Here is a 16300-nt window from a genome sequence, read left to right as displayed (position 1 = left end):
TACCACAAACAGAAGAGCAGGGGATTCGTCACCTCAAACCGTGACGACAATCTTCCCGACCTGCTGATTGGCCTCAAGAAAACGATGCGCTTCCTGAATGTCATCCAGGGCGAATGTCTTGGCAATGATCGGTTTCAGCGCGCCGGACGCCAGCCCGTCGCCGATGAAAGCCTTGGCGCGTGCCAGGATGGCCGGGTCGGAGACGATTTCCGTGTAGAGGTAACCCTTGAGGGTCAGGCATTTGCCGAGCACGGTGAACAGCGGGAACGGCGTCGGTTCCGGGCTCAGGGCACCGTACTCCAGCAGGATGCCGCCGCGCGCCATGCTTTGGGTCAGCGGTTCGAACGACGGGCCGCCCACCGGATCGAACACCACTCGCGCGCCTTTGCCGTCGGTCAGCGCCATGACGGCTGCAACCATGTCTTCTTCGTCGCTGACGATCACGTGCGCAGCGCCGGCGTCGAGCAAGGCCTGTTTCTTGGCGCGGGTTCGAGTGACGGCAATCGAGGTGGCGCCGACCATTTTGGCGATCTGGAAAGCTGCCAGGCCGACGCTGCTGGAGGCGGCGGTGACGATCACGAAATCGTCCTTTTGCAATTTGGCCTGTTCGACCAGCGCACCCCACGCGGTGACGTATTGCATCCAGGACGCCGCCGCTTGTTCAAACGACAGGTTCTGCGGGTGCTTGACGGTGAGGTGGGCTGGCACGTTGGCCAGCTCGCCGTAAGTGCCCCAGCGCGCGATGTCCAGCGGCGGAATCAGGCTGACGGTATCGCCGATCTTGAATTCGCTGACGTTGGCGCCGATCGCGACCACCACACCGGCGGCTTCGTAGCCGAGCCGGCTGGGAAACTCCGCTTCCTGCAGATAGGCGTGGTTGCGGAACATCACTTCGGCGCGATTCAGGCCAAAGGCTTTGACCTCGATCTGCACTTCGTCCGCAGCGGGTGTCGGGACGTCGACGTTTTCCAGTTTCAGGACGCTCGCGTCACCGTATTCATGGATCCTGACAATGCGTGCCATCTGTACTTCCTCGCTTATCGATGAAATTGCACCGGCGTGATCCGGTGCCATGGACGCCAATTTAGGCTTTGGCCTGCTCCGGATAAAGGCCTAGGATGGCGCAACACTAGAAACAACGAGTTTCCAATGGATCGCCTCACACTCATGGCTACCTTCGTCAAAGCGGTGGAGCTGGGCTCCTTCAGCGCGGTGGCGGACGAACTCAACCTGTCCCCGCAAATGGTCGGCAAGCAAGTGAAAATGCTCGAGCAGCATCTGGGCGTTTCGCTGCTCAACCGCACCACCCGCAAGCAAAGCCTCACGGATTTCGGCCGCACGTTCTATCAGCGGGCCAAGCTGATTCTGGCCGACATGGACGCCGCCGAAGAAATGGCCGCCGTGACCCGGGGCGTGCCCAGTGGCCGGCTGCGGATCAACGCGCCCGTCACGTTCGGCGTCAGTTCGCTGTCGCCAAAGCTGCTGGAGTACATGGTTCGTTATCCGCAAGTGTCGGTGGACCTGACACTGTCGAACGAACTGGTCGACCTGGTGGACGGCGGTTACGACGCGGTATTCCGCATCGGCGAACTCGCCGACTGCGGCCTGAAGGCACTGCCGCTGATGCCCTATCAAATGGTGCTGTGCGCAGCGCCGTCCTACCTCGCACGCCGCCCACCCATCACCACGCCTTGGGATCTTCAGGAACATGAATGCCTGGCGTTCGCCTATTCGGACGGCCGCTCACACCTGCGATTCGAAGGCCCGGAAGGCTGTATCGACGTACCGATTAAAAGCCGATTGACGATTAATCAGGGTGATCCGTTGCTGTCCGGGGCAGTGGCGGGTCTGGGGGTGGTGATGTTGCCGCTGGAGCTGGTCAAGGATTCGCTGAGAAGCGGGACGCTGGTGAGTCTGCTGCCGCAGTACAAGGTGCCGGTTTCGCCGATGAATCTGTTGTATGCGCCGGACCGGCGGCTGACGCCGAAGTTGAGGAGTTTTATTGATTTTGTGCGGGGGGTGTTTGGGTAGCCACCATTCAGACCTACCGTCTGGCGCTATTTCTCGTTGTGCATCAACTGATGTCTAAGCTTCCGTAACCCGGCAGGATGTCCAAATGGCTGCAGGTTGAAAAACAACGAGGACGAAATTCGTGGATACGTCAGCCGATGTCTACATAGTTTTTATCAAGCATGTTGAAGCTTTGGTTGATCACGGAATCACTGTGATCGAACGAAAACACCTGCGCGATGACGGAGGTCTAAGAGAAACCTCGCGCAAAGTCATTGATCGCCTGAGGTCTTCATCTGCAAAAGTTGCGATTGCGAACGCATTTGCCCAACTGGAGCCCGAGATCGAAGATGCACTGGTTGGGGAACTGATGTTTGTTATTGACAATATCGAGGTGGTGGACGGCGATGTTCCGGGAGAGGTGCGGTACGCAGCCATGGATGCAGATGAGCACGATACGGCAGCGGCATCAGCTGCAAAAACAGGCAAGGACAGTCTTGAGAGCATCCTGGAGAAATGGTTACCGAAGTGGTTGAAAAACCGATTGAAAATTCTGAACGAAATTCTATCTATCGTTTTCAAGGTTTGATGATGGGGTTCGAATTTTCTCGATGGTTCTTAATAACCTCATTGTTTTGTACAGATAGAGATCAAATGTAAAAGGGGAGCGGCGGCAGGACGGATCTATGTCAGGAAAACGATCCGTCCGCTGTCATACCCCGGCCGCCAGATGTCGGAAACCAGCAGAAAGACGCTCAAAAGCGATCCAGTCGATAGGGTTCAATGGTTGGTCGAGCGCGAATCTGACCCACAGTCGGCAAAACCATCCCCCCAACCATCTCCGCCGTCACCGCCGCCTGCGTCAGCCCCAGATGCTGGTGCCCAAAAGCAAGCAACACTCTCCCGTCACACACCCGATCGATCACCGGCAACGAATCCGGCAGCGACGGCCGGAACCCCATCCACGGTGTGGCTGCTTCGACACTCAACTCCTCACGAAACAACCCCTTGCTCAACCGATGCAACTGCCACGCGCGAGCCATGGTCGGTGGTGCTTCGAGGCCGGCGAATTCGACGGTGCCGGCCAGGCGCAGACCTTCGGACATCGGGGTCATGATGAATTTGCGTTCCAGCGAGGTAACGGGGAAGGGCAGTCGGTTGTGTTCGTGAGGCAGCATCAGGTGATAGCCGCGCTCGGTGTCCAGCGGGACTTTTTTGCCGGTGAGTGCGGCGGTGAGTTTGGCCGAGTGGGCGCCGCAGGCGATCAGTACCTGGCGAGCGGACAGGGCGCCGGTCTCTGTCGCCAGATTGACGCCATGCTCATGCAGTTGCCCGCCCTGAACCGCCTGCTTCACAAACTGCACGCCGCTGGCTTTCGCCGCCTCGACCAACTCACGCACGACGCGGTAGGGATCGATGAAATGCCCGGTGTTCGGGAAAAACAGTCCGCCCTGAATCTGTTCGCTGAGTTGCGGCGCGGTCTCGCGTACCGCCCCGGCCTGCCACCAATCGACCGGCACCTGTTGCTGTTGCATGCGTCGCTGCAATGCTTCGAGGGCCGGGCGCGAGTCGGGGCGTTCGAACACCAGCAGCGAACCTTCCATCTTCAGCAGGTCGGGGCGCTGGATGTCATGAAGCAAGCGCTGCCAGGCATCGAGCGAGCTTTCATTCAGCGCCCGCAACCCGGCAACGGTGCGTTGAAAGGGCGCCGAGCGCAGGTTCAGCAACAGCCGCGCAAACCAGGGCAGGGCCCGGGGCAGGTATTTCCAGTCCAGGCGCAGCGGGCCCATCGGGTCCATGAGCATGGCCGGCAGGCGTTTGAGGATCGAGCGGTCGGCAATCGGAAACACTTGCTCGGTCGCCAGGTGCCCGGCGTTGCCGAACGAGGCGCCGTGGCCGGGTTCCTGCGGGTCGATCACCACCACCCGCAAACCTTGACGGGCCAGGCGCAGGGCACTGGCGACGCCGATGATGCCGGCGCCGACCACGGCGATGTCGTGCGGGTTATTCGGCATTTTTCGCGGTTTCCCTTTGGCCATCGAGCAAGCGACGCAGCGACAGTGGATTGGCGTGTTTGAGCGCGGTCGGCAGCAGGCTGTCGGGGAAGTCCTGATAGCAGACCGGGCGCAGGAAACGCAGGATCGCCGCGGTGCCCACCGAGGTGGTGCGCGAATCGGAAGTGGCCGGGAACGGCCCGCCATGCACCATCGCATCGCAGACTTCAACGCCGGTCGGCCAGCCGTTGACCAGCAGGCGTCCGGCCTTGCGCTCCAGGGTTGGCAGCAATGCGCGGGCCTGTTCCAGATCCTCGTCATCGAGATGCAGCGTGGCGGTCAGTTGGCCTTCCAGCTGTTCGAGCACCTGACGGATTTCAGCGTCGCTGGCGCATTGCACGATCAAGGACGCGGCGCCAAAGGCTTCGGCCTGCAACGAATGATCGGCGAGGAAGTCGGCGGCGTCGGTGACGAACACATGGGCCTGGCCCTGATTCGTATCCGTTGCTCGCTGGCCGACCGCGGCAATACGCGCCCGGGCATTTTCCGCGAGTGCATTCACGCTGGATTCGTAGGCATTGAAGATCCCCGGCGTCAGCATGGTCTGCGCGGGGCTGCGCTGGATCAGTTCGGTGGTGGCGCCAATGAAGGCGTCCAGCGCTGGACTCTTGTGGGCGATGACCAGACCGGGGTTGGTGCAGAACTGACCGGCACCCAGTGTCAGCGAAGCCACAAAACCTTGGGCCAACGCCTCGGCGCGATTCTGCAACGCTGCCGGAAACAGCAACACCGGGTTGATCGAACTCATTTCCGCGTACACCGGAATCGGCTCTGGCCGGGCTTGTGCCGCTTTGATCAGCGCGAGCCCGCCACTGCGCGAACCGGTGAAGCCGACCGCCTTGATCCGTGGATCGCTGACCAGCGCAATCCCCACTTCGCGGCCCGAGCCATAGAGCAACGAGAACACACCTTCCGGCAAACCACAGGCCTTGACCGCCCGCGCAACGGCGCGACCAATCAGTTCGCTAGTGCCGGGATGGGCGCCGTGGGCCTTGACGATCACCGGGCAGCCGGCGGCCAGCGCTGAAGCGGTATCGCCACCGGCCACCGAGAACGCCAGTGGAAAGTTGCTTGCGCCAAACACCGCCACCGGGCCCAGTGGAATCTGCCGCTGACGCAGATCCGAACGCGGCATCGGCTGGCGCTGCGGTTGCGCGCTGTCGACTCGCACATCCAGCCATTCACCGGCCCGCACGGTGCGGGCAAACAAGCGCAGTTGCTGGCAGGTGCGGCCCCGTTCTCCCAGCAGGCGCGGACGCGGCAGGCCGGTTTCGGCCATGGCGCGATCGATCAGTTCATCACCGAGGGCTTCGATTTCGCCCGCGATGGTTTCAATGAATTCGGCCCGTGCCTCGAGCGATGTCTCGCGATAACGGTCGAGTGCGGCCCAGGCCAGTGCGCAGGCCTGCTCGACATGCTCGGCAGAGCCGCCGGCGTAACCCGGTTCCAAAGGCGAGTTGGTGGCGGGGTTGATCCCGTGGATGACGTCGCGGTCGCCGGTAAGGGTTTGCTGACCGATCAGCAGTTGGCCCGTCAGAGTCATGGCGCATTCCTTATCAATAAAGCAGGTCACGAATAAGGCCCGCCGCCGTGGGTGGCGGCGGGCTTGAGCGCAGCGGCAGGTCAGGCGAAGTTCTGTTCCGCCGACCAGTTTTCGTACCAGTGACGGAACAGCGTGTACTGGGCTTCCGCGTAACGGCGTTGCGAGTCGCTCAAGGCATCGGTTTCGTTGAAATGCAGGCTGTATTCCTTGTCGCCGTTGAGCACCATCAGGTGTTTGTAATACAGCACCAGGTCCGTGCCTTCGTCGAAGGACGACAGCACCGCCAGCGCCGATTCCAGCTCGCGGGCCTGACGCCGGGCCTTGGCGTCACCTTTGGCCGCCTGCTTGCTCAGGGCCACCAGTTGCAGCACTTCGCGGGGCAGGGCGTTGCCGATGCCGGTGATGGCGCCGGTGGCGTTGCAGTTGACGAAACCGTGCACGACCTGGGTGTCGACACCGACCATCAAGGTCACGGCATCATCCTTGGAGGTGATGTTTTCAGCGGCGTAGCGCAGGTCGGCGCCACCGCCGAATTCCTTGAAGCCGATCAGGTTCGGGTATTCACGGCGCAGTTCGAAGAACAGGTCGGCGCGGGTGGCGAAGCCGTAGTAAGGGCTGTTGTAGATCACCGCCGGCAGGTTTGGCGCGGCTTGCAGAATCGCCGCGAAGTGGGCTTTTTGCGCTGCCGCCGAAGCGCCACGGGACAGCACCCGAGGAATCACCATCAAGCCCTGTGCGCCGACTTTCGCCGCATGAGCCGCGTGGGACACCGCTTCACGGGTGTTGACCGCGCCGGTGCCGACGATGGTCGGAATGCCGGCGGCCACCAGCCGCGCCACGCCTTCCTGACGCTCGGCTTCGGTGAGCAAAGGCCAGTCACCCATGGAGCCGCAATACACGACCGCGCTCATGCCGATGTCGATCAGCTCGCGACCCTTGGCCACCAGCGCATCGAAGTCCGGTTTGCGCGCGGCGGTGCACGGGGTCATCAGGGCGGGCATGCAGCCGGTGAAGATGTTGTCGCTCATTATTGTTCTCCTTGGAACGGTCTTTCAGAGGGGTTTGAAAAAACAGCGCAGCGGCTCAGATGCCCCACGCGAACGGATCGGTTTCGTCGATCAGCAACGTGCTGTCGGCGGTCATGTGGGCGCGACCGGTGATGTAGGGGCGGATGCGCTCGCCTTCCCATTCGAAGCGGCCTTCGAACTGGCTGCCGGTGATGCTTGCCTGCACCCAGCGCTCGCCCGGCGCGAGTTTTTCGTCAGCGGCCAGGCACGCCAGTTTGGCGCTGGTGCCGGTGCCGCAAGGGGAGCGGTCGTAGGCTTTGCCGGGACACATGACGAAGTTGCGGCTGTCGGCCTTGGCGTCATCGGCGAACAGTTCGATGTGGTCGATGACCGCGCCGTCCTCGCCATGGATGCCTTGTTCTTCGAGGGCCTTGAGCATTTTCCAGGTGAGGTCGGTCAGGGTTTCGACGTTGTCCATCGTCAGCATCTGGCCGTGTTCGGAGACCAGGAAAAACCAGTTGCCGCCATAGGCCACGTCACCGAGGAAGCGGCCGTATCCCGGCACCTCCACTGCCACCTGCTTGCGCGAGCGATAGGCGGGCACGTTGCCCAGGGTCACGGCGCCGTCTTCATGCAGCGTGGCGCTGACCGGGCCGACCGGGGTGTCGATCTTGTGCACGCCCGGTGCGATCAACCCCAGATGTTGCAGCGATGCAACGAGGCCGATGGTGCCGTGGCCGCACATGCCGAGGTAACCGGCGTTGTTGAAGAAGATCACCCCGCAGGTGGCGTCCGGCGACACCGGCTCGCAATACAGCGCGCCCACCAGCACATCGTTGCCGCGCGGTTCCAGCAGACAGGCGCGGCGCCATTGGTCATGCTGGTTGCGCAGGGCGTCGCGTTTCTCGGCCATGGTGCGGCCCGGCAGGTCGGGAAAACCTTTCATCACCAGACGCGTGGGCTCGCCGCCGGTATGGGAATCAATGACGTGTACTCGTTTCATGGACAGGTCCCGTTGAGTGATTTCAGTAAGCGCCGGCAGTGCGTGGATTGGCGGCGGAGGCAGGGGACGGCGAAGCGACTTCGCTTTCATCCTCTTCCGATTCCAGACGCAGCAGATGCGCCGGTACGCCGGTGGCCGCGCCCCAGTAATAAATGCCCATCGCACAGGCTGCGACGACCAGGGTGTCGAACGGATGGGTGAGGATGCCCAGACCGCCGAAGGTGCCGAGTTTCGACAGGACGATGGTCACCGCGTAGAACGCGATCAGCCACGCCGACGAGCGCACTTGCCGGGACAGGCTGAGGTGGGCGGTCGGCACGAAGCGGCCGCAGAGCAGGTAGACGACGAACATCAGGATTTGCAGGCCGAGCAGCCAGGACACGGTGTTCCAGCCCGACCAGTAAACGATCAGCGCAGCGATGATGAACGACACCGGCCCCAGCACGCCCATGCACTTGACCCGGAACGGGCGCGGCATGTCGGGTGCATTGCGACGCAGGGCGGCGACGGTCACCGGGGCGACGGCATAGCTCAGCACCAGCGCGGCGGACACCACGTTGATCAGCGCTTCCCAGGACGGGAACGGCAGGGTCCAGAACACCGACAGGGCGAAGGTCAGCCACAGCGCCGGACGCGGGATGCCGGACTTCGCGTCGATGTGGGTGAAGACCTTGAAAAAGGTGCCGGTCTGCGCCCAGCCGTAGATCACCCGAGGCGTGGCGTTCATGTAGATGTTGCCGCAGCCGCTGGGGGAGATCACCGCGTCGGCGACGACCAGATAGGCCAGCCAGCCCACGCCCAGTGCCAGGGCGATGTCGCGGTACGGCAGGGCGAATTCCTTGGAAACCCCGGCCCAGCCATTGGCGAGCAATTCGGTCGGGATGCCGCCGAGGAAGGCGATTTGCAGTAACACGTAGATCGCGGTGGAGAGCAGCACTGACAGGATCAGCGCAATCGGAATCGTGCGCTGGGGATTTTTCACTTCGCTGGCCACCGAGATGATCGGGGTCAGGCCGAGGTAGGCGAAGATCACGCCGCCGGCAGAGACAGCCATCTCGATGCCCGAGAGTCCGAAAGGCGCGAAGCCTTGGACCTGAAAGTTTTCCGGTTTGAAGAAGGTGAACAGTACGCCGATCACCAGCAGCGGCACGATGAACTTGAACACGCTAACTAGGTTGTTGGCCTTGGCGAAGGTCTTCACGCTGCGGTAGTTGAGCAGGAAGAACACGCACAGCAGGCCGAACTGCACCAGCCAGCCGAGCAGGGTCGGATCACCGCTGCCGGCCTTGGTCAGGCTCGGAAACCAGGCCGCCGCGTATTGGCGCGAAGCAACCACCTCGATCGCCACGAGGCTGGAAAACGCGATCAGCGTGATGAAACCCATCAGGTAACCGAGCAGCGGCCCGTGGCTGTAAACCGGGTAGCGCACCACACCGCCAGCACGGGGCAATGCCGCGCCCAGTTCGCAGTAGACGATGCCCAGCAGCAACACGGCAAACCCGCCCAGCAACCAGGAAAAAATCCCCGCCGGCCCGGCAATCGCCGACACGTGACTGGCCGCGAACAACCAGCCGGAACCGAAGATCGCCCCCAGCCCGATAAAGGTGAGGTCGATCAATGAAAGTTGTTTTTTGAACTTGCCTTGGCCTGACATGGCATCGCCTTCTTGTGAGTTATTGGATAGGCAGGTGTGAGTCACTGGAACGGCTAAACAGTGAACTCATCAGGCGGCGGGCGATTGATGTTTTGCGCAGCTCCGGATGACGAAATCGGCACAGTTGCGAAGAAAAGCAGCGGCGCTCGACACGCCGCAAACGTTGCTGCAATCTGCACGCGCACGCCTCAGGGCGGGCACGTTTTCAGGCCGATCCACTCACCGGGGAAGACCTTCACATGCAGAACGCGTTTGCGATCCTCTGTCAGGGCGATGAGCGCCATCGGCCGCATACCCTCGACGCACTGCTGGGCGGCGTGGCACCGCTGTTGCCGATGCTGGACGCGATTCCGAACGCGGCGATCTTCATCAAGGATGTGCAGGCGCGGTACGTCCTGGCTAATCGCACGCTGGTGCAGCGCTGTGGGCTGAAAGACCTGAAACCGCTACTCGGCAAAACCAGTGCGCAGGTGTTTCCGGCGCAACTGGGGCCGGGTTATACCGAGCAGGATCGGCGAGTGCTGGAAGAAGGCTTCGTGCTGGAGGATCAGCTGGAACTGCACCTGTACGGCAGTCGCGAACCGGGCTGGTGCCTGACGCACAAGCGTCCGCTGTACAACCGTGACGGCGAGATCATCGGCCTCGCGGGGATTTCGGTGGACCTGCAATCGGCCAGCGAAACCCACCCAGCGTTCCAGCGCCTGGCGGCGGTCGACGAACACATCCGCGCGCATTTCAATCGGCGTGTCACCTTGGGCGAACTGACCCGGATCGCCGGTATTTCGGTCGCGCAACTGGAGCGCTACTGCAAACGGGTGTTCCACCTGACGCCGAGGCAGATGATTCAGAAAGTGCGGCTGGAACATGCCCATCGCCTGTTGCACACCGAGCTGCCGATCACCGAGGTGGCGCTGCAATGCGGCTACACCGATCACAGCGCTTTCACTCGCCAGTTCAAGGCATCGACCGGGTTCACCCCACGTCAGTATCGGCAGGCGACGGAACGTTGAGCCGCTTTCGGTTCGTCACGACTAGACTCAAAGGGACATGCACCTCCATCACATGAAAGGCCTTGCGGCAGAGGAAACGCGATGAGCACAAAGCGGTTGTGCCAATGCTCGTCATGGATCCTGCCAAGCCTGATTGCCGTCAGTCTGGTGCTGACCGCTGGCTGCTCCAGTCGGGCGGCCAAGAACCGATATCCGGCCTCCGGCGTCGGCGACAGTTGTTATGCCAAGGCGTTGCCCACGGTGGGCGAGGGCGGGCTGGCCTGGGGTTCATCCTTGAACATCGCCCGGCAGAAATCCCTGAACAACTGCATCCGTTATGCCGGCCGCTCCGGTGGCACGCCCGACACCTGTCAGGTGGTGTTGGCCAAGTGCAAGAACTGAGCGGCCGGGCTTTTCCTCACGTCAGCAGGTACACCGGAAAGCATTCGCACAGGTGCATTACCCGACGGCGGATGTTTTCCACCCGCGCGGTGTTGTCCGGTTGCTCCAGCAGGTCGGCGATCAGGTTGGCCACTTCGGCGCATTCGGCTTCACCGAAACCGCGAGTGGTCAGTGCCGGCGTGCCGATGCGGATGCCGCTGGTGATCGCCGGTTTCTGCGGATCATCGGGGATCGCGTTCTTGTTCAACGTGATGTGAGCGCTTTCCAGCAGGGCCTCGGCGTCCTTGCCGGTGATGTTCATCGCGCGCAGATCGAGCAGGAACATATGGCAGTCGGTGCCGCCGGACACCACGCGCAATCCGCGTCGGGTCAGCACATCGGCCATGGTCCGGGCATTGTTGATCACCCGTTGCTGGTAATGCTTGAACTCGTCGCCCAGCGCCTCGTTGAACGCCACGGCCTTGGCGGCGATCACGTGCATCAGCGGTCCGCCCTGATAAACCGGGAAGATCGTCTTGTCGAGCACGGCGGCGTATTCGGCCTTGGCCAGAATCAGGCCGCCACGCGGGCCGCGCAGGGTCTTGTGGGTGGTCGAGGTTATAAAGTCGGCGATACCCACCGGCGACGGGTACACGCCCGCCGCGATCAGCCCGGCGTAGTGGGCCATGTCGACCATCAGGTAGGCGCCGATTTCATCGCAGATCTTGCGAAAGCGCGGGAAGTCGATGACGCGCGAATACGCTGACGCGCCGGCGATGATCATCTTCGGCCGGTGTTCGCGGGCCAGGGCTTCCATTGCTTCGTAGTCGAGGGTTTCGCTGTCCTTCTCCAGCCCATAGGTGAACGCCTGGAAAAACTTACCGGAGAAATTCACCGAGGCACCGTGGGTCAGGTGCCCGCCGTGGGCCAGGGACATGCCCAGAATCCTGTCGCCGGGCTCAAGCACCGCCAGGAACACCGCCTGATTGGCCTGTGAACCGGAGTGCGGCTGGACATTGACGTACTCGCAACCGAACAGCTTGCGGGCGCGCTCGATGGCCAGGTTTTCGATCTCGTCGACGACCTTGCAGCCGCCGTAATAGCGCCGGCCCGGATAGCCTTCGGCGTACTTGTTGGTGAGCAGCGAGCCCTGGGCCTGGAGCACTTCTTCGCTGACGTAGTTTTCCGAGGCGATCAGTTCCAGGTGGGTTTCCTGACGGTTGCGTTCGCGGTCGATCAGGCGGGCAATGGCGGGGTCGAAATTTTGCAGGCTCATGCGGTGATTCCTTGTGCAAGCGTTTCGGTCAGCGTGACCGGCACGTGATGGGGGAACACACGTGACGGGCTCGCGGCCGTGTCGGAGAGAAAAATGGAGGTGTCTTTCAAGCCGCTGCCGGTGATCAGGATCACGGCGGTTTGCGCGGTGTCGGGGTGTTGTTCGGCGTACTTCAGCAGGCCGGCGAAGGCACTGGCGGCGCCGGCTTCGGGAAACACGCCGGTGCTGGCGGCAAGCTTCGATGCGGCGGCGACGATGCTCGCGTCACTGACACACATGAATTCGCCCTCGCTGGCGGTCACCGCGCGCATGGCCTTGAGCCGGTCGCGGGGCAGCGCCACGTTGATGCTGCTGGCCAGACTGGTGGGGGCGATGCGTTCGGTCTGCTGCATCGGCTGATCGCTGCGCCACGCCCGGTACATGAAGTTGCTCTGCTCGGCCTGCACACCGATCAGGCGCGGGATGCGCTCGATCCAGCCAAGTTGCAGCAGATCGAAGAAACCCTTGTAGACCGAGCCCAGAATGCAGCCATTGCCGACGGGCACGAACACCAGGTCCGGCACCTGCCAGTGCAGTTGCTCGCAGATCTCGAAGGCGACGGTTTTCTTGCCTTCGCTCATGTACGAATTGATCCCGGTGGTGCGGTTGTACCAGCCGTAGCGTTCACAGGCGTTGAGGCATTGCTCGAAGGCTTCGTCGTATTGGCCGTCGACCAGCACGATTTCGGCGCCGTAGCCCTGCATCTGCGCGCGCTTTTCACGGGGTGCGCTTCGGGGCAGGTAGATCACGTTGTGCAGGCCCAGGCTGGCACTCATTCCGGCCAGTGCCGAGGCCGCGTTGCCGGTGCTGGCCACCGCCACGGTGCGCGCACCGGACTGCATGGCGTGAGCAACGGCCAATGCACTGGCGCGATCCTTCAGCGAACCGGTGGGCTGGCGCGATTCATCCTTGATCAAGACCTTGATCCGCGAGCCTTTGCCGAGCAGATCGATCGGCGCGTACAGCGGCGTATTGCCCACCAGTAGCGGCGGAATGAACTGCGTCGAGCTCAACGGCATCAGTCGGTCATAGCGCCACATGCCACGGGCCTGATGATGGGCCAGGCTTTCTTTGGGCCATTCGCGTCTGAGCGTCGGGTAATCGTAAAGCGCGTCAAGGGCACCATCGACTTTGCAATGAGGGCAGAAATAACTGACCTCGTGCGGCTGGTAGCTGCGGTCGCACACCAGGCACTGCAACACATACTCTCTGTACGAATTCTTCACGGCCATCCCCTGGAAGTACGCTGTGCGGGTGCATTCCCTGCCGACGCCGGCCCGAAAAAACGGACCGGCGGGCACTGCTGACAGACGGTGTTTCAGACCGCCATGATGGCGTCGATGGCGACCAGGGTATTGCGCGCCAGGGCGCTGGCGCCGGCGGTGGTGCGGGCCGGATACGGCGGGGTGAAGTACTCCTCCATGACCCGGTTCAGGGTCGGGAACTCGCTCAGATCAGTGATGAACGCCGTCACCTTGACCACGTTCGCCAGGCTGCCACCGGCGGCCTCGGCCATTTGCGCCAGATTGTCGAGGGTCTGGCGCAACTGGCCTTCGAAGTCCTTGGCCAACACTTCGTTGTTCAGCGCCGACACGGGCGTCTGGGCCGACAGGTAGATGGTCTGCCCGTGGCTGACCTTGATCCCCTGGGAATAGGTGCCCAGTGGCAGAGGGGCCTTGTCGGTGAAAATCACATTTTCTTCGCCCAGGAATGGCTTGGCGGCGGACTGGAGTTGAGCGTTGGTTTGCATGGTGACGATCCTTGTTGGGTGGGTGGTGGGTTAGTGCAAATCGGCAACCTGTTTCACGGCCAGGCGGGCAAATGCCTCGTCGCGGCAGCGAGCCGGGGAAAAGTGCTGGTAATTGAGTTGCAGCGCCGCCAGATCCGCCGGCATGGCGACACCCAGCGCAGCGTGGGCGCACAGCCGGGCAATGGCCGGTGCGGCCTGAATGCCGTAGCCACCGAGGGCGGCCAGCCAGATGAAGCTTTCTTCTTCGGGATCCTGGCCGAGCACCGGCGAGCGGTCGGCAACAAACGTGCGCAGGCCGGCCCATTTATTGATGATCGAGCGTGGGCGCAGGCGTGTGGTGTTCTGCAGGCGATCCATGGTGATCGCCAAATCCAGTTCTTCCGGCAATGCATCGCAGGGCAGCGAAGGGCTTTCGTCGCAGGGCGAAACGATCAGCCGTCCGGCTTCGGGCTTGATGAAAATGTCTTCGTCGACCGTGCCCAGATACGGCGTGTGGTGCACGTCGCACTGCGGATCGACTGCCAGCACGGTACGCCGCAACGGCCGCACGCCGACCTTGGGCACGCCGCAGCGCTTGGCCAGTTCATCGGCCCAGGCACCGGCCGCGTTGACCACGATGGCGGCTTCCAGTTGCTGGCCGTCAGCGGTGTGCAAGGTCCAGTGCCCGGCGCGTCGTTCGCCGCGCAGCACTTCGGTCTCGCGTTTGATCACGCCGCCCCGGGCGCGCAGGCCGCCGAGGTAGGCGCCATGGATCCCGTGCACATCCAGATCGAAGGCGCTGGGCTCATAGATTCCGGCGCTCCAGGCGCCTTCGGCGAGGTAGGGCACCAATTCCAGCACCTGCTTGGCATCGAGGAGCTTTGCGCTTGGCACTTGCGCCAATACCGCATTGAAACGCGTGGCCAGTTTGTCCACCCGCGCGGCCTGCGCCACGATCAAGGCACCCCGAGGCGCCCACAGCGGGTGCTCGGCCAGACCTTCCGGCGGGTTCTCGAAGAAACGTCGGGACGCGCAGGTCAGCGAGCGGATCTGCTGGTTGCCGTAGCTTTCCATCGAGATCGCCGCCGAACGGCCGGTGGTGTGATAGGCCAGTTGCTGTTCCTGTTCGAGCAGGCAGACGCTGCCATATGCGGCCAGCTCATAAGCGGCCGAGACACCGGCGATGCCGCCGCCCACCACAATGAAATCGTAACGAGCGATCATGGACGGCTGCCCTCGGCAATGGCGGCAGCTTTGCTTTCCCGGGTCCAGGTCAGCACGAAGTGGGCGACAAGGCCGAAGATCAAGCCCCAGAACGCGGCGGCCAGGCCGAGGAAGCTCATGCCGGAAGCCGTCACCAGGAAGGTGATCAGGGCGGCTTCGCGTTGTTTCTCGTCAGCCATGGCGCCGGTCAGGCCGGCGCTGATTGCACCGAACAGGGCGAGGCCGGCGAGGGAGGCAATCAGTTCTTTGGGCAGGGCGGAAAACACCGATGCCAGAGTCGCGCCGAAGGTGCCCATGAGGATGTAGAACACCCCGCAGGCGATCCCGGCGATGTAGCGCTTGTCACGGTCTTCGTGGGCTTCGCGGCCGGTGCAGATTGCGGCGGTGATGGCCGCCAGGTTGAAACCGTGGGAGGCGAACGGCGCCATCAGGACCGAACCGATTGCAGTGACCGAAATGATCGAGCGGGCCGGGGTGTTGTAGCCCGAGGTGCGCAACACCGCCATGCCTGGCACGTATTGGCCGGTCAGGGTCACCAGCGCCAGTGGCAGGCCGATGTTGATGATCGCGTGCCAGCTCCATTCAGGGGCGATGAACACCGGTTGGGCCACGGCGATGGTGATCGAGCCGCTGTTGAGGGTGCCGAACGAGGCGGCGACGGCGCAGCCGACAATCAGCACCGACAGAATGGCGTAGCGCGGCGAGACGCGTTTGAAGATCAGGTACGCGGCGATCATTGACAGCACCAGCTCCGGCTGCAGCTTGATCGAGGTGAACAGCTCGGCGCCGAAGCGAAACAGAATGCCCGCGAGCATGGCGGCGGCGATCGCTTTGGGCAGGCGGCTCATCAATTTGTCGAAGGCGCCGGACAGCCCCACGATGGCGATGATCAGCGAGGCCACTATATAAGCGCCGATGGCCTGGGGCAGGGTGACGGTCGGCAGCATCGACACCAGCAACGCCGCGCCTGGGGTCGACCACGCCGTGATCACCGGGATCCGCAAACGCCAGCTCAACAGCAGACCGGTGATCCCGCTGCCAATGGAAATGGCCCAGATCCACGATGACACCACGTCGTTGGGCAGGTGCGCTTCCTTGGCGGCCTGGAACACGATGATGAGTGGGCCGGCATAGGAAATGATCACGGCAATGAAGCCCGCAATGACGGCTGAGAGGGATAGGTCCTTTCTGATTGTGTCCATGATGTCTCGGCTTGGCGCGGCGGAGTCGCGCAGTGGTCAGGAGGATTGAGTCGATTGATTCGATTCGAGATGAGTGTATTTGAATGAATTGAGTTGATTCAATAGTCCGTCAGGTTGTTACGAGATGTTTTTTTGCTATCAGTCCCTGTTTTTCCGCTATTAGCAGATTAAGTATTTGATTAATAAGCC

15 protein-coding genes are annotated in these 16300 nt (G+C 62.4%); 4 read left to right on the top strand and 11 right to left on the bottom strand.

Going from position 1 to position 16300, the window contains the following annotated elements; translation table 11 throughout:
* Positions 1-33 precede the first annotated feature (33 nt).
* Complete coding sequence (locus M5G18_RS01410; RefSeq protein ID WP_273896916.1) at positions 34-1023, bottom strand: zinc-dependent alcohol dehydrogenase family protein; 990 nt, start codon at positions 1021-1023, stop codon at positions 34-36.
* A gap of 126 nt (positions 1024-1149) precedes the next feature.
* Here M5G18_RS01410 and M5G18_RS01405 point away from each other — a divergent pair, with 126 nt between their 5' ends.
* Together M5G18_RS01405 and M5G18_RS01400 are read left to right on the top strand one after the other, a co-directional pair.
* Positions 1150-2031: a LysR family transcriptional regulator gene (locus M5G18_RS01405; RefSeq protein ID WP_273896915.1), complete on the top strand. Its 882-nt coding sequence runs from the start codon at positions 1150-1152 to the stop codon at positions 2029-2031.
* 121 nt (positions 2032-2152) lie between these two features.
* Positions 2153-2599, top strand: coding sequence for a hypothetical protein (locus tag M5G18_RS01400; RefSeq protein WP_273896914.1), 447 nt, complete (start codon positions 2153-2155; stop codon positions 2597-2599).
* A gap of 166 nt (positions 2600-2765) precedes the next feature.
* Here the strand turns inward: M5G18_RS01400 and M5G18_RS01395 are convergent, their stop codons facing one another.
* From M5G18_RS01395 to M5G18_RS01375, 5 genes are all read right to left on the bottom strand, one after another.
* A complete protein-coding gene (locus tag M5G18_RS01395) occupies positions 2766-4025 on the bottom strand; it encodes an NAD(P)/FAD-dependent oxidoreductase (protein WP_273896913.1) in 1260 nt (419 codons plus the stop codon).
* Entirely contained in the window at positions 4015-5607 is a 1593-nt protein-coding gene (locus M5G18_RS01390) for an aldehyde dehydrogenase (NADP(+)) (RefSeq protein ID WP_273896912.1), read from the bottom strand. Before M5G18_RS01390 ends, M5G18_RS01395 begins: the two co-directional genes overlap by 11 nt.
* A gap of 80 nt (positions 5608-5687) precedes the next feature.
* On the bottom strand, positions 5688-6635 hold the full coding sequence (locus M5G18_RS01385) for a dihydrodipicolinate synthase family protein (protein WP_273896911.1): 948 nt from the start codon (positions 6633-6635) through the stop codon (positions 5688-5690).
* Between the two features lie 55 nt (positions 6636-6690).
* Positions 6691-7617 carry a 4-hydroxyproline epimerase gene (locus tag M5G18_RS01380; protein ID WP_273896910.1) on the bottom strand — a complete coding sequence of 309 codons (927 nt, stop codon included), beginning with the start codon at positions 7615-7617 and terminating at the stop codon, positions 6691-6693.
* Between the two features lie 22 nt (positions 7618-7639).
* Positions 7640-9271: an APC family permease gene (locus M5G18_RS01375; RefSeq protein WP_273896909.1), complete on the bottom strand. Its 1632-nt coding sequence runs from the start codon at positions 9269-9271 to the stop codon at positions 7640-7642.
* Between the two features lie 239 nt (positions 9272-9510).
* On the opposite strand from M5G18_RS01375, the gene M5G18_RS01370 reads away from it, so the two are divergent.
* Positions 9511-10281, top strand: a complete 771-nt coding sequence (locus M5G18_RS01370) for an AraC family transcriptional regulator (protein WP_262160765.1) — start codon at positions 9511-9513, stop codon at positions 10279-10281.
* 81 nt (positions 10282-10362) lie between these two features.
* Complete coding sequence (locus M5G18_RS01365; protein ID WP_273896908.1) at positions 10363-10662, top strand: hypothetical protein; 300 nt, start codon at positions 10363-10365, stop codon at positions 10660-10662.
* A gap of 16 nt (positions 10663-10678) precedes the next feature.
* On the opposite strand, the gene glyA is transcribed toward M5G18_RS01365, so the two are convergent.
* The 5 genes from glyA to M5G18_RS01340 all read right to left on the bottom strand — a co-directional run bounded on the left by glyA (position 10679) and on the right by M5G18_RS01340 (position 16111).
* Positions 10679-11917, bottom strand: a complete 1239-nt coding sequence (glyA, locus tag M5G18_RS01360; protein ID WP_273896907.1) for a serine hydroxymethyltransferase — start codon at positions 11915-11917, stop codon at positions 10679-10681.
* On the bottom strand, positions 11914-13182 hold the full coding sequence (locus tag M5G18_RS01355) for a threonine synthase (protein WP_273896906.1): 1269 nt from the start codon (positions 13180-13182) through the stop codon (positions 11914-11916). The genes glyA and M5G18_RS01355 overlap by 4 nt, the downstream gene beginning before the upstream one ends.
* A 92-nt stretch (positions 13183-13274) precedes the next feature.
* Entirely contained in the window at positions 13275-13706 is a 432-nt protein-coding gene (locus M5G18_RS01350) for a Rid family detoxifying hydrolase (protein ID WP_273896905.1), read from the bottom strand.
* A 30-nt stretch (positions 13707-13736) separates the two neighbouring features.
* Positions 13737-14909 carry an NAD(P)/FAD-dependent oxidoreductase gene (locus M5G18_RS01345; protein WP_273896904.1) on the bottom strand — a complete coding sequence of 391 codons (1173 nt, stop codon included), beginning with the start codon at positions 14907-14909 and terminating at the stop codon, positions 13737-13739.
* On the bottom strand, positions 14906-16111 hold the full coding sequence (locus tag M5G18_RS01340; RefSeq protein ID WP_011333741.1) for a benzoate/H(+) symporter BenE family transporter: 1206 nt from the start codon (positions 16109-16111) through the stop codon (positions 14906-14908). The genes M5G18_RS01345 and M5G18_RS01340 overlap by 4 nt, the downstream gene beginning before the upstream one ends.
* Positions 16112-16300: the final 189 nt, after the last annotated feature.

The sequence above is a fragment of the Pseudomonas aphyarum genome (assembly GCF_028657055.1).
Classification (GTDB): domain Bacteria; phylum Pseudomonadota; class Gammaproteobacteria; order Pseudomonadales; family Pseudomonadaceae; genus Aquipseudomonas; species Aquipseudomonas aphyarum.
This window is presented reverse-complemented; position numbering and strand designations above follow the sequence as displayed.

Bases quoted from the DNA above. Each gene is read 5' to 3' on its own strand.
- M5G18_RS01345 (WP_273896904.1), bottom strand. From the start codon at position 14,909: ATGATCGCTCGTTACGATTTCATTGTGGTGGGCGGCGGCATCGCCGGT.
- M5G18_RS01410 (WP_273896916.1), bottom strand. From the start codon at position 1,023: ATGGCACGCATTGTCAGGATCCATGAATACGGTGACGCGAGCGTCCTG.
- M5G18_RS01340 (WP_011333741.1), bottom strand. From the start codon at position 16,111: ATGGACACAATCAGAAAGGACCTATCCCTCTCAGCCGTCATTGCGGGC.
- M5G18_RS01395 (WP_273896913.1), bottom strand. From the start codon at position 4,025: ATGCCGAATAACCCGCACGACATCGCCGTGGTCGGCGCCGGCATCATC.
- M5G18_RS01350 (WP_273896905.1), bottom strand. From the start codon at position 13,706: ATGCAAACCAACGCTCAACTCCAGTCCGCCGCCAAGCCATTCCTGGGC.
- M5G18_RS01365 (WP_273896908.1), top strand. From the start codon at position 10,363: ATGAGCACAAAGCGGTTGTGCCAATGCTCGTCATGGATCCTGCCAAGC.
- M5G18_RS01405 (WP_273896915.1), top strand. From the start codon at position 1,150: ATGGATCGCCTCACACTCATGGCTACCTTCGTCAAAGCGGTGGAGCTG.
- M5G18_RS01380 (WP_273896910.1), bottom strand. From the start codon at position 7,617: ATGAAACGAGTACACGTCATTGATTCCCATACCGGCGGCGAGCCCACG.
- M5G18_RS01375 (WP_273896909.1), bottom strand. From the start codon at position 9,271: ATGTCAGGCCAAGGCAAGTTCAAAAAACAACTTTCATTGATCGACCTC.
- glyA (WP_273896907.1), bottom strand. From the start codon at position 11,917: ATGAGCCTGCAAAATTTCGACCCCGCCATTGCCCGCCTGATCGACCGC.
- M5G18_RS01390 (WP_273896912.1), bottom strand. From the start codon at position 5,607: ATGACTCTGACGGGCCAACTGCTGATCGGTCAGCAAACCCTTACCGGC.
- M5G18_RS01370 (WP_262160765.1), top strand. From the start codon at position 9,511: ATGCAGAACGCGTTTGCGATCCTCTGTCAGGGCGATGAGCGCCATCGG.
- M5G18_RS01385 (WP_273896911.1), bottom strand. From the start codon at position 6,635: ATGAGCGACAACATCTTCACCGGCTGCATGCCCGCCCTGATGACCCCG.